Source organism: Pseudarthrobacter cremeus, assembly GCF_051857465.1.
Classification (GTDB): Bacteria; Actinomycetota; Actinomycetes; order Actinomycetales; family Micrococcaceae; genus Arthrobacter.
Window position 1 is genome coordinate 23,199 of sequence record NZ_JBPZHC010000001.1, and the last position, 15,559, is coordinate 38,757.

Annotated in this window: 11 protein-coding genes; 6 read left to right on the forward strand and 5 right to left on the reverse strand. The window is 66.1% G+C overall.

The genetic code is table 11. The features are described from left to right. Nucleotides 1-6 precede the first annotated feature (6 nt). From ACS5PJ_RS00100 to ACS5PJ_RS00115, 4 genes are all read right to left on the reverse strand, one after another. Nucleotides 7-1,257 (reverse strand): ABC transporter permease, encoded by a 1,251-nt coding sequence (locus ACS5PJ_RS00100; protein WP_439432913.1) that lies wholly within the window; start codon nucleotides 1,255-1,257, stop codon nucleotides 7-9. A gap of 1 nt (nucleotide 1,258) precedes the next feature. Further along, nucleotides 1,259-2,194, reverse strand: a complete 936-nt coding sequence (locus ACS5PJ_RS00105; protein WP_439432914.1) for an ABC transporter ATP-binding protein — start codon at nucleotides 2,192-2,194, stop codon at nucleotides 1,259-1,261. Nucleotides 2,195-2,319: 125 nt separating this feature from the next. After that, entirely contained in the window at nucleotides 2,320-2,742 is a 423-nt protein-coding gene (gene arfB / locus ACS5PJ_RS00110) for an alternative ribosome rescue aminoacyl-tRNA hydrolase ArfB (protein WP_439432915.1), read from the reverse strand. A 30-nt stretch (nucleotides 2,743-2,772) separates the two neighbouring features. Beyond that, nucleotides 2,773-3,777 (reverse strand): hypothetical protein, encoded by a 1,005-nt coding sequence (locus tag ACS5PJ_RS00115; RefSeq protein ID WP_439432916.1) that lies wholly within the window; start codon nucleotides 3,775-3,777, stop codon nucleotides 2,773-2,775. 124 nt (nucleotides 3,778-3,901) lie between these two features. Here ACS5PJ_RS00115 and ACS5PJ_RS00120 point away from each other — a divergent pair, with 124 nt between their 5' ends. From ACS5PJ_RS00120 to ACS5PJ_RS00140, 5 genes are all read left to right on the forward strand, one after another. Then, nucleotides 3,902-4,483 (forward strand): dihydrofolate reductase family protein, encoded by a 582-nt coding sequence (locus tag ACS5PJ_RS00120; protein ID WP_439432917.1) that lies wholly within the window; start codon nucleotides 3,902-3,904, stop codon nucleotides 4,481-4,483. Nucleotides 4,484-4,581: 98 nt separating this feature from the next. Beyond that, nucleotides 4,582-7,911, forward strand: coding sequence for a DUF5107 domain-containing protein (locus ACS5PJ_RS00125; protein ID WP_439432918.1), 3,330 nt, complete (start codon nucleotides 4,582-4,584; stop codon nucleotides 7,909-7,911). Next, nucleotides 7,908-9,227 (forward strand): cellulase-like family protein, encoded by a 1,320-nt coding sequence (locus ACS5PJ_RS00130; RefSeq protein WP_439432919.1) that lies wholly within the window; start codon nucleotides 7,908-7,910, stop codon nucleotides 9,225-9,227. The genes ACS5PJ_RS00125 and ACS5PJ_RS00130 overlap by 4 nt, the downstream gene beginning before the upstream one ends. 11 nt (nucleotides 9,228-9,238) lie before the next feature. After that, nucleotides 9,239-11,578, forward strand: a complete 2,340-nt coding sequence (locus ACS5PJ_RS00135) for a beta-galactosidase (protein ID WP_439432920.1) — start codon at nucleotides 9,239-9,241, stop codon at nucleotides 11,576-11,578. Between the two features lie 51 nt (nucleotides 11,579-11,629). Further along, nucleotides 11,630-12,499, forward strand: a complete 870-nt coding sequence (locus tag ACS5PJ_RS00140) for a helix-turn-helix domain-containing protein (RefSeq protein WP_439432921.1) — start codon at nucleotides 11,630-11,632, stop codon at nucleotides 12,497-12,499. A gap of 15 nt (nucleotides 12,500-12,514) precedes the next feature. Here the strand turns inward: ACS5PJ_RS00140 and ACS5PJ_RS00145 are convergent, their stop codons facing one another. Continuing rightward, complete coding sequence (locus ACS5PJ_RS00145; RefSeq protein WP_439432922.1) at nucleotides 12,515-13,783, reverse strand: D-arabinono-1,4-lactone oxidase; 1,269 nt, start codon at nucleotides 13,781-13,783, stop codon at nucleotides 12,515-12,517. A 175-nt stretch (nucleotides 13,784-13,958) separates the two neighbouring features. Between ACS5PJ_RS00145 and ACS5PJ_RS00150 the strand changes: the two genes are divergently transcribed. Further along, a complete protein-coding gene (locus ACS5PJ_RS00150; RefSeq protein WP_439432923.1) occupies nucleotides 13,959-15,395 on the forward strand; it encodes a short-chain fatty acid transporter in 1,437 nt (478 codons plus the stop codon). The last annotated feature ends 164 nt before the right edge of the window (nucleotides 15,396-15,559 follow it).

The following is a 15,559-nucleotide window of genomic DNA, read 5'->3' on the forward strand; positions in this document are numbered from 1 at the left end:
GCGGCCTCAGCCGGCCTGCCCTCCGGCAGCCTTGACGCGGCGGCCGCTGCTGAGGGCCGTCCTGATGTTCACTTTCGAGGTGTAGGAGATGGACCCGTACTGGAAGAGCCGGACGGCAAGGTAGAACATCAGCACAGCCCCGATGTAAACGATGGCGATGACGACGGCTCCCTCGCCCACGGTGAGCGAGCCGAGCCCGTTACGAAGCAGCGCGGTGACCGGGGCGGTGAACGGGAAGTAGGTGAACACCTGCACGATCAGTGCCTGGGGGTTGGAGAAGATCAGGGTAACGGCGTAGAACGGCACGAAGATCATGATGATGACGACGGCCATGAAGTTTCCCGCTTCCTTGGCGGTCGGCATCACTGCTCCGATGGCCACCAGCGTGGTGGTGAACAACGCGAAGCCGCCAACGAGGATGAGGAAACCGGCGATCATGGGGAGCGGTTCAAAGACCAGGGCTGAAAGATCGACGTCGGGGATGTTGATCTGGTCCCGGAAGAACAGGTAGGCGATGAGGAGAGGGGATGCGAACACCACGATCTGCACCAGTCCGACGGCGAAGAGCGCCAGGACCTTGCCGCTGATCAGCGTGGTCGGTTTGAGCGTCGTCAGGATCATCTCGGTGACCCGGTTCTCCTTCTCCTCCAGGGTGGAGTTCAGCATCTGCCCCGACAACAGGATGACCAGGCCGTAGAAAATAACCACGTATGACAACGGCGGCACGGCGGACATGAACCCTGCGGTCTCCACTCCGCCACGGTAGGTCTTCGTATCGATGGTTGCGTCCGAACGGGCCAGCGCTGACAGCCCGGGGGAGCCGATGCGGGCGCTGACTGCCTGGGTCAGCATCGCCTGGGCCACGGCGGAGTACTTGTTGTTCTCGAACAGGCCCCGGTCCGCACCATAGACCTTCACTTTTTCGGTTGCCGGGTCGGCGGGGAAGTCGAAGAATGCGTCGATGGTTCCGGCCTGGACAGGGCGGATGCCCTCCTCCGGGGACGGCGCCCTGGTGGCCCTGAAAACCTTCGCCTGTTCCGGCGTGATGAGTCCGGACGCATCCGTATACGAGATGGTGAACTCGGCGCTTTTCTGGGCGTCCGCGGCGGTGTCGGTTGCAGACCTGGAGAGGTAGAGCAGGCCGAAGACGACCGCAAGCATGAGCGGCACGGCCAGGGTGGCCGCCCAAAAGCGTTTCTTGGTGACGGTGCGGATGAACTCGAAGCTGACGACGGTCCTGAGGTTATGCTGTGCCATTTTACGGCCCTGCCAGCTGGTAGGCGGCTGCGTCGGCCCTGTTCTGATCGCCGTAGACCCGGATGAAGATTTCCTCGAGGGAGATCTTGGTGGTGGTGAAGCTCCGGACGGCCACACCTGCGGCGACGAGTTCCCTGAGGATGTCTGCCTCGTCAGTGTCATCGGTGATGGACAGTTCGGAGTAGTTGGTTTCATTGAGCGTTGCGGTGTAGTGCGGTGAGGCAGGGATGGGACCGGTGTGCTTGAGCCGGATGATGCGGCCGCCGTACTGGTCCTGGACCTCGTCGATGGTTCCGTAAGCCTCTGAGGTCCCGTTCTTGAGCAGGATGACCCGGTCGCAGAGGCGTTCGACTTCCTCCATCTGGTGGGTGACCATGACCACCGTGGCGCCCTTGGTCTTCTGGCCGTCGATGATGTCCATCAGCAGGCGGCGGTTGACCGGGTCAAAGCCTTTGGTCGGCTCGTCCAGGATCAGGAGTTCGGGTTCGTTCATGATGGTGACGCCGAGCTGGACTTTCTGCTGCTCCCCGCCGGAGAGCTTATCCAGGAGCAGGCCCGCCTTGTTTGCCAGGGCCACGCGCTCCAGATAGGCGAGGGACCAGCGCTTGGCGGTGTTCCGGTCCATGCCCTTGAGGCGGCCGAAGTAGGTCATGACGTCGATGACCTTTTCCTTCTTGTACAGGCCGCGCTCCTCGGGAAGGTAGCCGAGGCGCTCGCCGGCTTCGGGACGGAAGGGTTTACCGTCGATATGCAGGATCCCGGCCGTGGGCTCGTAAATCCCGAGCAACGCCCTGATGGTGGTGGTCTTGCCGGATCCATTGCTGCCGAGGAACCCGAACGTCTCACCCTTGTGGACGTCGAAGGATAAATCCCGGATGACTGTGGTGTCCCCGAACTCCATCCGGAAGCCGTCAATGTGGACCAGTGCTTCGCTCATGGCCGTTCCCAAGAAATCTGTGAGCTGCTGACAGGTTTGAGCCTACCGACGCGATGCACGCTCACCTATGGCCTTAAGACCCCCGATTCTGGTGTCCGGGGTCCACCCTTCGGGCCGGCGCGGTGCTATTCGGCCGGCGGCCGCTGCCTTTGCTGTTTGGTGGCCGATCGCTGTTGCTTTGCGGCCAGGCGCCGCCGGTCCGAGCCGCGGGTGGGTTTTGTCGGACGGCGCCGTGGCGGGGCCGGAGCAAGGCCCTCGATAACGAGTTCGGCGAGTTTACCCAGGGCGATCTCGCGGTTGCGGAGCTGGGACCGGTGTTCGGAAGCGGTCACGGTAAGCATTCCGGTGATGAGGCGCTGTCCCAGACGGGTTTGCAGCAGCGTCCGTTGCTGGTCCGAGAGCACCGCCGAGCGGGCGATGTTCCACGAGAGTTCGACGCGGGTGTCTGTGGTGTTGACGTGCTGGCCGCCCGGGCCGGACGAGCGTGAGAACCTCCAGTGGAGTTCCGTGGCGGGAATCGTGAGCATTGGCGACACCTCAAGATCCATGAAACAAGTGTTGCACGTATGCCCCGATGGCTAACCTGCACTGCTTTTCTGGTCCCACCAGGACAGAACCCGGAGACAGCGCAGCGTGGCGATGCGGCTCCGACCGGGCGGTTCGAGCGGGAACCACTGCTTTCCGGGATACGGGGGATAGCGCTTCCAGGTTCCGTCCGGACCACGGGCTGAACGGACCCGGGCCACAGCGTCGGCGAGTTGTGGATCCTGGGCAGCCCCGCTGGCCCTGAAGTATTCGAGTCCGCGGAGGATATCGAAATGCCACTGTGGCGGGAAAGGGAAGCGGACGAAGTCCTGACGGGCGATCCGGCCGGTGGTGTGGGAGCGGTATAAGCGGTGGAGGAGGAAGAACGTCTTCCCCCTTTCGGCGGCCTCCCGGACATCGATACCACCACCAGCAAGGCCATAGGCGAGGAGGGCTTCAAGCACTGTGATGGTGGTGTGGAACGAGCCGTGGCAGGAGCCTGTCCTGATGGCGCGGCAGTTCCAGCCGCCGTCGGGTAGTTGGTCACGGAGCAGCCACGAAACCGCCTCGTCAATGCGGGAGTCCCTGTACCGGAGGTGGGAGCCGAGCAGGACGAGCATCCCCGTCACACACGTTTCCGGGGACCGATAGGCCAGATTGAGCCCGCCGTCGGTGTACGTGGCGCCGTCCCACAGGCAGCCGCAGGCGCGCAGGGCCTGGGGGTGTGCTGCCGGAAGCCCGAGCCAGCGGAGAAGCAGGAGGGTGTAGGTGGTCGACGTCCATTTGGGCAGGTACAGACCCTGAGCCCAGGTACCGGCCGCATCCTGGGCTGCCAGGAGTTGGGAGACCCATCCCTCCTCCGCCACGCGCTGCCGTTCAGCCGATACCTCGGCCGTGGACGCGGCCGTCAGGTCCTGAAGAACCTGCCACCGCAGGGCCGGGTCCCCCTCGAGCAGCCAGGCGATCACCTGTGGACCGGGCACAGGATCTCCCGGTCCTGCCGGGTCCAGCGGCGTGGAATGTTCTGTCATGGTGGTGCAGTTCTGAGTTGGTGCCATGGAGCGGTTCCCTGCCAACATTCCCAGCCGTGCTCCGTGCCCGTAAGGGACAAAGGTCCTTGACGCCGGCTGGTCCCGCCGCAAGGCTTGCTGCCATGGGCCCTGGACCCCGAAAGGACCGGAAATGGGCAAGGTAATCGTGATGAACCACGTGACACTGGACGGGGTCATACAGGCGCCCGGGCGTGCGGACGAGGACACCCGGGACGGCTTCGCGCACGGCGGCTGGGCCGTCCCGCGCAGCGATGAGTCCATCGGGGCGAAGATGGGCGGACTCATGGGCGCCGAACACGCGTTTCTGTTCGGCAGGCGCACGTATGAGCAGCTCCTGGCGTCGTGGAATGCCCAAGGCGGACCTTTCAAGGAAGCGCTGAACAGCACGGCCAAGTACGTGGCTTCCCGCAACCCTGAGGCGCAACTGCAGTGGCCAAACTCCACCCTCCTGGGCGGCGATGTTCCGGAAGCCGTGAAGGACCTCAAACGGGGCTCGGACACGACTTTGGTGGTCATGGGCAGCGGTGTCCTGATCGGCTCCTTGATGGCCGCCGGCCTGATCGACGAGTACTTGCTGATGATCCATCCGCTGGTGCTGGGCACCGGCCGCCGGCTGTTTGCCGGCGATACCCCCGCGTCCCTTCGGCTGGTGGACAGCTCCGCCACCGCTTCCGGGGTGTTGATGGCCACCTATGAGGCAGTCCGCGGATAGCTTCGCGCTGCCGGCGAGGCCCGGCATTACACAATCGTCCATATACTCGCGCTTTTCTGCCATGGGACCGGGGCCTCCTGGTTCCTAGACTTGCATGCGTGATCAACGCCGATGAGCCCCAGAGCCAAATCATCCTTCCCGACGCGCCGCCGGATCAGCAGGCCATCCTGGCCGGGGGCGGCGTTGCCTGCTGGAGCGAGCCAGTCTCCATCGATACCTATGCGCCGGGGGAGCCGGACCGGTATCCGCTGTTCCTGGACCGGCGTGTCTACCAGGGTTCCAGCGGCAAGGTGTATCCGATGCCGTTTATTGACAGCATTGCCTCCACCAAGGAGCCGCGCCTCTGGCAGGCCATCCACCTGGAGAACGAATATGTCCGGCTGATGCTGCTCCCTGAAATCGGCGGCCGAATCCACATCGGGTTTGATAAAACGGCGGGCTACGACTTCTTCTACCGCAACAACGTCATCAAGCCGGGCCTGGTGGGGCTGGCCGGGCCCTGGATTTCCGGTGGTGTCGAATTCAACTGGCCGCAGCACCACCGTCCGGCGACTTTCCTGCCGGTGGAAACGTCGGTGGAGCGCGATGATGACGGCCTGGTCACCGTGTGGCACAGCGACCTGGATCCGTTGCAGCGGATGCGGGGCACCCACGGCGTCCGGCTCCGGCCCGGCAGTTCGCTGGTGGAGGTCGAGGCGAGGCTCTACAACTGCACGGACGTACCGCAGACCTTCCTGTGGTGGGCCAACGTGGCGGCCCGCGCCCACGAGGGGTACCAGTCCTTCTTCCCCACTGATGTGCACTACGTGGCGGATCATGCCAGGCGGGCCATTACCGCTTTCCCGCAGGCTGACCGGCCCTACTACGGTGTGGACTATCCGGCGCTGGCCGGGCACGGAAACCCGGATGGTGACCGGCTCGATTTCTACGCCAACATTCCCGTCCCCACTTCCTACATGATCACCGACACGAAGGACAGCTTCTTCGGCGGCTACGACCATGAGGCACAGGCCGGGTTTGTCCACTGGGCGGACCGGTCAATCTCCCCGGGCAAAAAGCAGTGGACGTGGGGCAACGGACCCGTGGGCCACGCCTGGGACGAGCACCTGACGGACGACGACGGGCCCTATGTGGAGCTGATGTCCGGCGTCTTCACCGACAACCAGCCCGATTTCAGCTACCTGGCGCCGGGCGAGACTCGCACCTTCAGCGAGTTCTGGTACCCGATCCGGGCCATGGGCCCGGCCCACCAGGCGAACCCGGACGCCGCCGTGGCCGTGCAGCTGGATGGGGAAGGACGGACGGCAGTGGTGGGCGTAGCCAGCACGGCCGACCACGAAGGGGCAACCGTCCTGCTCAAGCTCAAGGGCACCACGGTCGGGTCGTGGACAGTCCGGATCTCGCCGGCCCACCCCTTCAACGAGGTCGTGGACCTCGGAGCCCCCGCGGAGGCACCTGACCTCACCCTGCAGGTGCTTCTTGGCACCGAGGAACTGATTTCGTGGACCCCGCGCGAACCTGTGGAAAGCAGCAAGGCGGAAGAACCCTGGGTGGCCACGGAGCCGGCCCTTCCGGAGGCAACTGGCAGCCAGGACGAGCTCTACGTCACGGGAACCCACCTGGCGCAGAACCGGCACCCCACCAGATCACCGCTTCCCTACTTCGAAGAGATGCTCCGCCGTGACCCGCAGGACTCACGCGCCGCCACTGCGCTGGCCTCGGCCAGGTATACCACCGGCCATTACAGCCAAGCGCGTGAGCTGCTGGAGAAGGCCCTGGCACGGCTGACCCGCCGCAACGTGAATCCGCCCACCGGGGAGGCCAGCTACCGGCTGGGCCTGGTGCTGGAGCGGACCGGGCAGATGGAGGAGGCCGCAGAACGGTTCGGGAAGGCAGCCTGGGACCGTGCGTGGGCGCAACCGGCACAACTTGCACTGGCACGGCTGGCCCTGAGGTCAGGCCGGCCCGCAGAGGCACTCCGGCATGCCGAAGCCGCAGCCGCGCTGGACGCGGCGAGTCCCGAGGCGAGGCATCTGCAGGTCGTGGCCCTGGCCACGCTCGGACACAAGGAGGAAAGCTTGCGGCTCCTGCAGAACATCCTGCTCGCGGACCCGCTCGATCCCGTGGCCTTGGCGCTGGACGGTTCGCTGCAGGCAAGGGATCCCAAGACAGCCCTCGCCGTAGGCTGCTGGCTTGCCCGGGCAGGCCAGTGGCAGCTTGCACTGGACCTCACGGAGCAACCCGCCCCGTCAGCCCCAGTGTTCGGAAACCCCGGGCCCCTCCGCCACTATCTCCGGGCCAGCTGGCTGGAGGAGCTGCTCGAGCCGGAGGCTGCCTCTGCGGAACGGTCCGCGGCTCGGCGCAGTGACACCACCTATGCCTTTCCTTATGGGCTTGACGATTACGACGCTCTCCGCCGTGCCCTCGAAGCTGACCCGCGCGACAAAGTGGCGCACGGGCTGCTCGGGTGCTGGCTGCTTGATGCCGGCCGTAAGGAGGATGCGTTGGGTCATCTGGAAAAATCAATGGCACACGGTTCCGAGGACCCCGTGGTGTGGCGGAACGCCGCCCTCGCCATGGTCAACACCGGCGGTGACACGGCCACCGCCGACTCGTACTTCGCACGTGCCCTCGAACTAAGCCCGGACGACGCCCGGCTGGTGTTCGAGCGTGCCGTTCTGGCCGCCGTGCGGGGGCTGCCGGTCCTGGACCGGATCGCCGGGATTGAGCGCCACAGCCGCTCCGTCCTGGGCCGCGACGACCTGACCCTCCTCTATGCCAACCTGCTGACCGACGCCGGGCGGGCCGGCGAGGCGCTGGACATCATGGCCACGCGCAGCTTCCAGCCCTTCGAAGGCGGCGAGGGGATGGTCCTAGCCGCCTATGACCGGGCGGCAGTCCAGTGCGCCCGAACCCTGATGGGGCAGGACCCGACGGCGGCCATCACCTTGCTGCGCAAAGGCATGGAAGCGCCCGCGAACCTGGGCGAAGGGCGGCACCCGGCAAACAGCATGGCCGAACGGCTGGTCGCGCTGGGGGACGCCCTCGAACTTGCCGGGGACGGCGCGGCAGCAAGCGGGGCCTGGGACCAGGCCTGCCAGGAAGTAAATCCCCTGGCAGTCCAGGCCGCACCTGCCGGGCCGTCCGACTACTGGCGGGGCATCGCCCACGTCCGGCTCGGACGGCATGCAGACGCCGAAGCCAAATGGCAAAACCTGGAAACCCGCGCCGCTGAGCTGGAATCTTCACCCGCAGCGCCGGACTATTTTGCAACGTCCAAGCCTGAACTACTGCTCTTTGACACTGATACCGCCGCGGCACGGACGGAAACCGCGAGGTCCCTCCGCGAACTGGCCATCAAAGGCCGCTCGGAACAACGACGTGCCCGCCAGCAAGCTGAACACCGGAAGGAAGAGGCAACCCTGTGACCGAATCACCGAGGTATCTCGGATCAGGGACAACCCAAGCGGACTCGGCCTCCCTGACCGGTGCGCCGCCATCGCACCTTCCCTCCCGGCTGACCATCACCCTGTGGGACTTCTCCTGGTACACCCGGGCCGAGGACGGCGGGCCGTACGCCGATCTGGACGCGGCCTGCGCGAAGGCCGCTGACCTGGGCTACAACACCATCCGGATCTGCGCTGCGCCGCTGCTCCTCTTCGGCAACCTAGGCCTCGACGACCTGGCGGTGGACCTGGACATTGAAGGGCTCGGAAAAGCCCCCGACGGCGGCATCTACGGCCGGGGGACGCGCTGGTACGACGCGCCCGGCGGTTACCGGTTGAACCTGAAGGCGAGGCTTCTTGAACTATTCGAGGCCGCCGCACGGCACGGGCTGGTCATCATCCTTGCCAGCTGGGAGTACCAGCAGTCCACGGTGTTCGCCGGTTCCCCGCGTTGGTTGGAAGCCATCGATGCTGTCCCGCTGGACCGCAGGTACCGGGTCCTCGCGGACTCCTGGAACCGACTCCTCGCGGCACTCACGGCTGCGGGCCACCGGAACCGCATCGCCATGGTTGAGCTGCACAACGAGGTGGATTTCTCCATCCTGCCCGCGCTGGCGGAGGGAGGCAGCGAACAACTGCACCGCCTGCGGGAGCATCACCCTGACCTGCTGGTCACCGCCAGCTACGGCAAACCGCCGCACCTGGCCATGCACACTGTTCCCGACGGTCCGGGGGCAGCGCAGTTCCACGTCTACAGCTACGGCGTCCTGGACGCACTGCAGCAGCAGATCGACATCCGTTCCGAGGGAACCTCGGACTTCCCCAACCCGGCACTCGCTGCACTGCTGCGGCCCGCCGCACCGTCAGTAGCTGAATACGGGCGTCTCGCAGACTGGAAATACCGGGCAACCGTGGTCACCGCCCAGATGTTCTTCGGCTACGACTGGATTGACCCGGACGCCTGGGACACGTGGCTCTGCAACGAATACGGCCCCTACCGGGAAGTCATGCGGCGGGAGATCGACTCCCGCGTGATCGCCATCGCTGCTTGGGCCCGCTCGAAGAAGATACCGGCTGTCGTGGGGGAAGGCTGGATCGGCTACACCCCGCTCCAGGGAACCTTCGAGGAGGGCCCCATCGGACGGGACCTGGCCGAGCGCGGCATCCGGACAGCGCTGGACCACGGCATCTGGGGGATGGTCCTCTGTTCCAATGCCGCTCCGCATCACCCCCTGTGGGCCAACGAAGCGTGGCAACGCCGCCTCAACCACTTCATCCTCGCCGCCCCCGCCAACTGAGAGACTTGCCCATGCGCCCGGAACCAACCACCCTCGAACTGCTCTCCGCGACCCACCGGCCACACGAGTCGGCCCTGCACTCCCCGCCCATGAGCAACGCGGTGGATCCGCACGGCAGGTGGCGGCTGACCAGCCACTACATCGAGTGCGCCGGCGTGCCCGCGGTACCCGTGTCGGGCGAAATCCATTTCAGCAGGCTGCCCCGGGCGCGCTGGGAGGAACGGCTGCGGTTGATGAAGGCCGGCGGCATCACCGTGGTGGCCTGCTATGTCTTCTGGATCCACCATGAACGGACCGAGGGCGGGGCCCGCTTCGATGGCAACCTGGACGTAGCCGCCTTTGTCCGGCTCTGCGCCTCCATCGGCCTGGACGTCGCCCTGCGCATCGGGCCCTGGGCCCACGGCGAGGTCCGCAACGGCGGCTTCCCGGACTGGGTGCAGGCTGCCGCCGTCGGACACCGGACCAACGACCCCGCCTACCTTGCCCTGGTGGAGCGGTGGTTCCACCGTATTGGGTCCGAATTGCAGGGCCTCACGGGTCCGGACAGCAACGTGGTGGGCATCCAGCTGGAGAACGAACTCTACGACCAGCCCGGGCACATCACTGAGCTCAAGAAGATGGCCCGGGCAGCGGGACTCAGCGCGCCGCTGTGGACGGCAACAGCCTGGGGCGGGGCAGATATCCCCGAGGATGAGGTCCTGCCCGTCTTCGGCGGCTACGGCGATGGTTTCTGGGTGGACGCGGCGGCCCCGTGGGACCCGACCTTCCGGCAGCATTACTTCTTCAGCCACCAGTGGGATGACCCCGGCATCGGCGCCGACCTGCGGGAACAGCTGTCCGGGATCGACGCACTACCGCCCCGTTCCCCTTCCGCCCTTTACCCGCCGGCCACCTGCGAGCTGACCGGCGGCATGGCCACGGCCTACCAGCGCCGGCCCTGGCCGGAGGGCAAGGATGTTGCCGCCGTGGCCCACAACAAGATCGGCAGCGGCTCAGGCTGGCAGGGCTACTACATGTTCGCCGGCGGGACGAACCCTCCTGGCGGACTTCAGGAATCCCAGGCGACGGGCTACCCGAACGATCTCCCTGTTTTCGACTACGACTTCCATGCCCCCATCGGCGCCGCCGGGAGGCTTACGTCCGGCTTCGCCCAGCTGCGCAAGCAACACGCCTTCCTCGCCGCCTTCGGTGACCGCCTGGCCCCCATGCCGTCAACACTTCCAGACCTGCTCCCCGCCGGAGTGGACGATTCCGAAACCCTTCGCTGGTCCCTGCGCAGCGATGGCCGGTCCGGCTTCGTGTTCATCACCTGGCACCAGCCGCACATCCCGTTGCCGGACTATCCCGCCGCGCAGTTCAGGCTCGCACTGGCAGAGGAGGCGGTCAGCTTCCCGCACACGCCGCTGGCCATTCCCGCCGGAACCATCGCCCGCTGGCCCGTCAATCTGGAGGTGGCCGGTGTGTGCCTGCGCTGGGCCACCGCTTCGCCACTGACCGTTCTGGGTCCGGAATCATCGCAGACCCTGGTCCTCACAACCGAAGAAGGGATCGAAGCGCAGCTGTGCGTGCCCGAAGGAACTTCCGTTGACGGGGCTGTCACCGCTCTGGGCGGAAACACGTACGCCGTGGATGTCCGGGAGCCGGTCACTCTGGCCGCGACGTCGCGAGGTGGTTCACTGACAATCCTTCTCCTGCCCCCTCAGCTCGCTGTTCAGTCATGGGTCCTGGAAACGCCGCATGGACGCGGCCTGGTCCTTTCCGGGGACCCGGTGTGGCTGGGAGCCGACGGCGGCCTGGCCGGCAGGTCAGTTGCGTCACCGGATGTCCGGCGCTACTCCACCGGCTCCCGGCGGTTCGAAAAGGTGGCGGCGGCAGCTGTGGATCCCGGCCTGCCGCGGATCCCAGTGGCTGCAGAGCTGATCCGGGCAGCTGAGCCAGTTCCCGCGTCCTTCGGGTCGTTGGCGGGCCGGGCGGCCGCACCCACCGATGACGTGATGGACGGGTTGGCGGCGGTTTACCGCCTGGACCTGGCTGCGGCATCCGGGTCCGGAGACGGACATACGGAGCTGGAAATAGCCTGGTCCGGCGATGTTGCCCGGCTGACGGTTGACGGCGCCCTGGTTGCTGACATGTTCTGGGACGGCTCACCGTGGGTGATTGAGACGCACGACGCCGGGATCAGCGCCGGCGCGGAGGTCCTGCTCCAGATCCTGCCGCTATCCAAAGCGGCCGAGGTGGGGCTCCCGGCGGCGGCCCAGAAAAGGAGAGACAGCGTAGCGGGCGACCTCGCGTCCCTGGACGCAGTAGAACTGATCCGGTGGACCCGCTGGACTGAAAAAGGCGCCGGATAGGCGGTCCGTCCGTGGCGTAATATGGACATTCCGTCATGGAGGGAGGGCCGCGTGGAGCTGGCAACAGGGTTCCCGAACCAGCGCCTGGTGGTGGTGCCGCGTCCCCTGGTCAGGGCCGCCCTGGCACGCCCGGTCACGCGCCGCCTGGTGGTCACCGACGCCGGGGTCTTTCCCGTGGCGAAGGCCCACGGGCGGCGCCGTCCCGAAGGCGCCGGCGAGACGATCATCATTCTCTGCGTCGCGGGAACAGGCTGGATTGAAGCAGGAGGTGCCCGGTTCGACGTCGGCAAATCCACCGCCGTCGTACTCCCCGGGGGAACGGGGGAGGCCCATGCCTACGGCGCCTCACCCGATGACCCATGGACAATCTGGTGGTGCCACGTCCTCGGCTCCGACGCTGCCGAACTCGTTCAGGAAGCCGGGGTGCGTCCTGATCGTCCACTCATCCCGCTCGTGGCGGTGGACCGGCTGACGGCCATGCTGGACGAGATCATCACCGCCCTGGAACAGGACCAGTCACCGGCCCGGTTGGTGGCCACGGCCGGAATGGCGTGGAAGCTGCTGACCTCCCTGGCAGTGGACCGCCGCCTTCCCGGGAAGGGAACGCCCCTGCAGCAGGCCATGAAGTTTCTTGAAGACCGGGCCGACGGCGCCGTCCGGCTGCCCGATCTGGCCAAGGTGGTGGGCGTCTCTTCGTCGCAATTGAGCAAGCTGTTCCGGGAGGCAACCGGCAGGGGAGTGCTCGCCCATCACACTGCCCTGAAGATGGCCAGGGCCAGGCTCCTGCTGGACACGACGGATCTCTCGATCGCCGAGGTGGGGCGGGAGATCGGGCTCCCCGACCAATTCTATTTCTCCCGCCAGTTCCGCCGGCTGCATGGGGTCAGCCCCAGCGCCTACCGGGCGGAACGGAAGGGCTGAGGATGTGCCGGCCGGTCAGGTACCGAAAACAGTCCGGTCAAGGAAGCTGTTGCGGAACTTACCGGTGGGATCCAGCCGGTCAGCGAGGGCAGTGAAGTCGCCGAATCGGGGGTACAGGGGTCTGATGTCGGCGGCGCCGGCACTGAACAGCTTCCCCCAATGGGGCCTGGCCGTAAACGGTGCCAGTTCCTTTTCCAGCAGGGGGAGGACCGCCTCCACTGCTCCCTGGTCCTGGCGCCAGGTGAAGTGCAGCCCGATGCCATCCCGGCCGTAGTTGGGACTCAGCCACAGGTTGTCAGCTGCCATGGTGCGGACTTCCGCCACGAGCAGCAGGGGTGTGACCAGGCTGGAGAGGCGGCGCATGGTGATCAGCGCGTCCACCGCGTGCTCGCGGGGAATGAGGTACTCGCTCTGCAGTTCATCGCCCTTGCTGGGGTTGAAGTCCATGCGGAAATGGGCCAGCCTGTCCGACCATGGACCGGGCACACCCATTTGCTGGGTGCAGTTGCTGCCCGGCACGCCAGGCAGCGGATGCCTTGCCTCGACGGCGGGCGTGCCGCCGAACCTCCTGAGGTCCGCAGCGGCGCTGTCGGCTGAATCCATCCTTCGCTTCAGCCATGCCTGGCCGATGGTCTCCCCGCTCCAGTCCGTAAACAGGCTCACGCTGTAGGCAGCCGAGGTGACCTCGTCAAAACTGTCCAGCACCTCGTCCCAGGCGAGGTTTTCGAAGACGTTTTGACTGACGTCGTAGCTGGGTTCGATGTCCAGGGTCAGGCGGCTGACGATCCCGAGGGCGCCCAATGCCACCACCATGCCCTCAAAGCCGGGGTCGCCGCGGCGGGAAACGAGGACGTCACCGTTGGCGGTGACCATTTCAAGGCCGGCGACGGCGGCGGCCAGGTTGGGGTTTGCGTCGCCGGAGCCGTGGGTGGCGGTGGCTACCGCACCGGCTATCGAGATGTGCGGCAGTGAGGCCAGGTTGTGCAGGGCGTAGCCCTGGCGTTCCAGCTCCGCGGCGAGGGTGCCGTAGCGTGTCCCCCCGCTGACGGTCACGGTCATGGTGTCCGGGTCCACGCTGGTCCCGGGGTCCATGAGGTCAAGGACGGCCAACGTGCCCGGACTGTCTGCGATGTCGTTGAAGGAATGGCGGGAACCGAGGGCCCGGACGTGTTCGGAGCCGGCAACGAGCTGCTGCAATTCCTCCATGCTGGCCGGCCGGACCAGGCGCGGAGCGCCGTAGCTGTAGTTACCGGCCCAGTTTCGTGCTGGTTGGAGCTGATCCACGGCTTGTCCTCTTCGTCGGTTCAGGGCGAAGTTCCATTACACGGCAAAAGTTGTCCGTGGTGCATCCGGCGCGCTGCGGCGCGGAGTTGTCCGGGTGCATTGAGCCCGGACTTTGGCTGATCGCGGCTAGGCTCCTTGCGGTACTAATTCGCACTCGATGGAGAGGTAATCCTCTGTGGCAAACACAGTCCTGACCAATAGCGGAACCGAAGAACGTGGTCTCGCCCGCATAGCCCAACGGATGGCGGCGTGGACGGAGAAGTGGTTTCCGGACGCTTACATTTTCGCCCTCGCCGGCGTCGTCATCATCGCCGTTGCGGCCCTGGCCATCGGCGCATCACCGCAGTCGATCGCCGACTCCTTCGGCAACGGATTCTGGGATCTGACGGCGTTCACACTGCAGATGGCCATGGTGGTGTTGACCGGCTACGTCGTGGCCACTTCGCCGCCGGTGGCAAAGCTGATCAACCGGCTGGCGCTCATCCCTGCCACCGCCCGCACGGCGGTCAGCTTCGTGGCCGTGATGTCGATGTCCGTGTCGTTCCTGAACTGGGGGTTGAGCCTGATTTTCGGCGGACTGCTGGCCAGGGCCATCGCCCGCCGCAAGGACCTGTCCGTGGATTACCGTGCACTCGGCGCGGCCGCGTTCATGGGCCTCGGCGCCGTCTGGGCACTGGGGCTGTCCTCCTCCGCCGCCCAACTGCAGGCCACCGCCGCCTCGCTGCCCCCGGCCCTGCTGAAGATCACCGGAATCCTCGATTTCGGCACCACCATCTTCACGTGGCAGTCGCTTGTCACCCTGGTCATCCTGATGGCCCTGACCACTGTGATCGCACATTTCTCCGCGCCCCAGGGCGGCGCGATCCGCACTGCCGAGGACCTCGGCGTCGACCTCGACGACGAACCCAGCGAACCTGCCCCGCGCTCCCGGCCAGGCGAATGGCTCGAATACAGCATGATCCTGCCGATCCTCGCGGGCATCCTGACGCTGGGCTGGCTGGTTTCGCAGTTCTTCACCAAGCCGTTCCTGACTGTTGTCAGCAGCCTCAACGGCTACCTGCTGGTCTTCCTGATCCTGGGCCTGGTCCTGCATGGAACACCGCGGAACTTCCTGCAGGCCGTCACCAAAGCTGTTCCGGCGACCGCCGGCATCCTGGTCCAGTTCCCGTTGTACGCCGCGATGGCCGCGATCCTGACCAAGGCCACGGGCAGTGGCGGGATGACCATCTCCGCCCACCTTGCCGGGTTCTTCTCGGACATCGGCGGAAGCGGCGCGTTCGCCGTCGTCATTGCGCTGTACACCGCGGTGCTTGGCCTGCTGGTCCCGTCCGGCGGCGGCAAGTGGCTCGTTGAGGCGCCCTACGTGATGCAGTCCGCCACCGATGTGCAGATGAACCTTGGCTGGACGGTACAGATCTACAACATCGCCGAGGCCCTGCCGAACCTGGTCAACCCGTTCTTTATGCTCCCGCTCCTCGCGGTGCTGAGGCTGCGGGCCAGGGACCTCGTCGGGTTCACGTTCCTGCAGTTCGTCTTCCACCTGCCCGTGGTGCTGCTGCTGGTTTGGCTGCTGGGGATGACGTTCGAGTTCGTCCCCCCGGTCATCCCGTAACCGGAGCAACCCGGAGCACTGAACCCGCAAGGGGCACCTGCCTGGATCCAGGCCGGTGCCCCTTTTTGGTGCATTCGGGGCCGCTGACCCACCGAAACAGCGCCAACATTGCCCCAATCTTGACCCAACGTGACACGCAGGGGTGCCGGGGGCCGTTTAGGGTG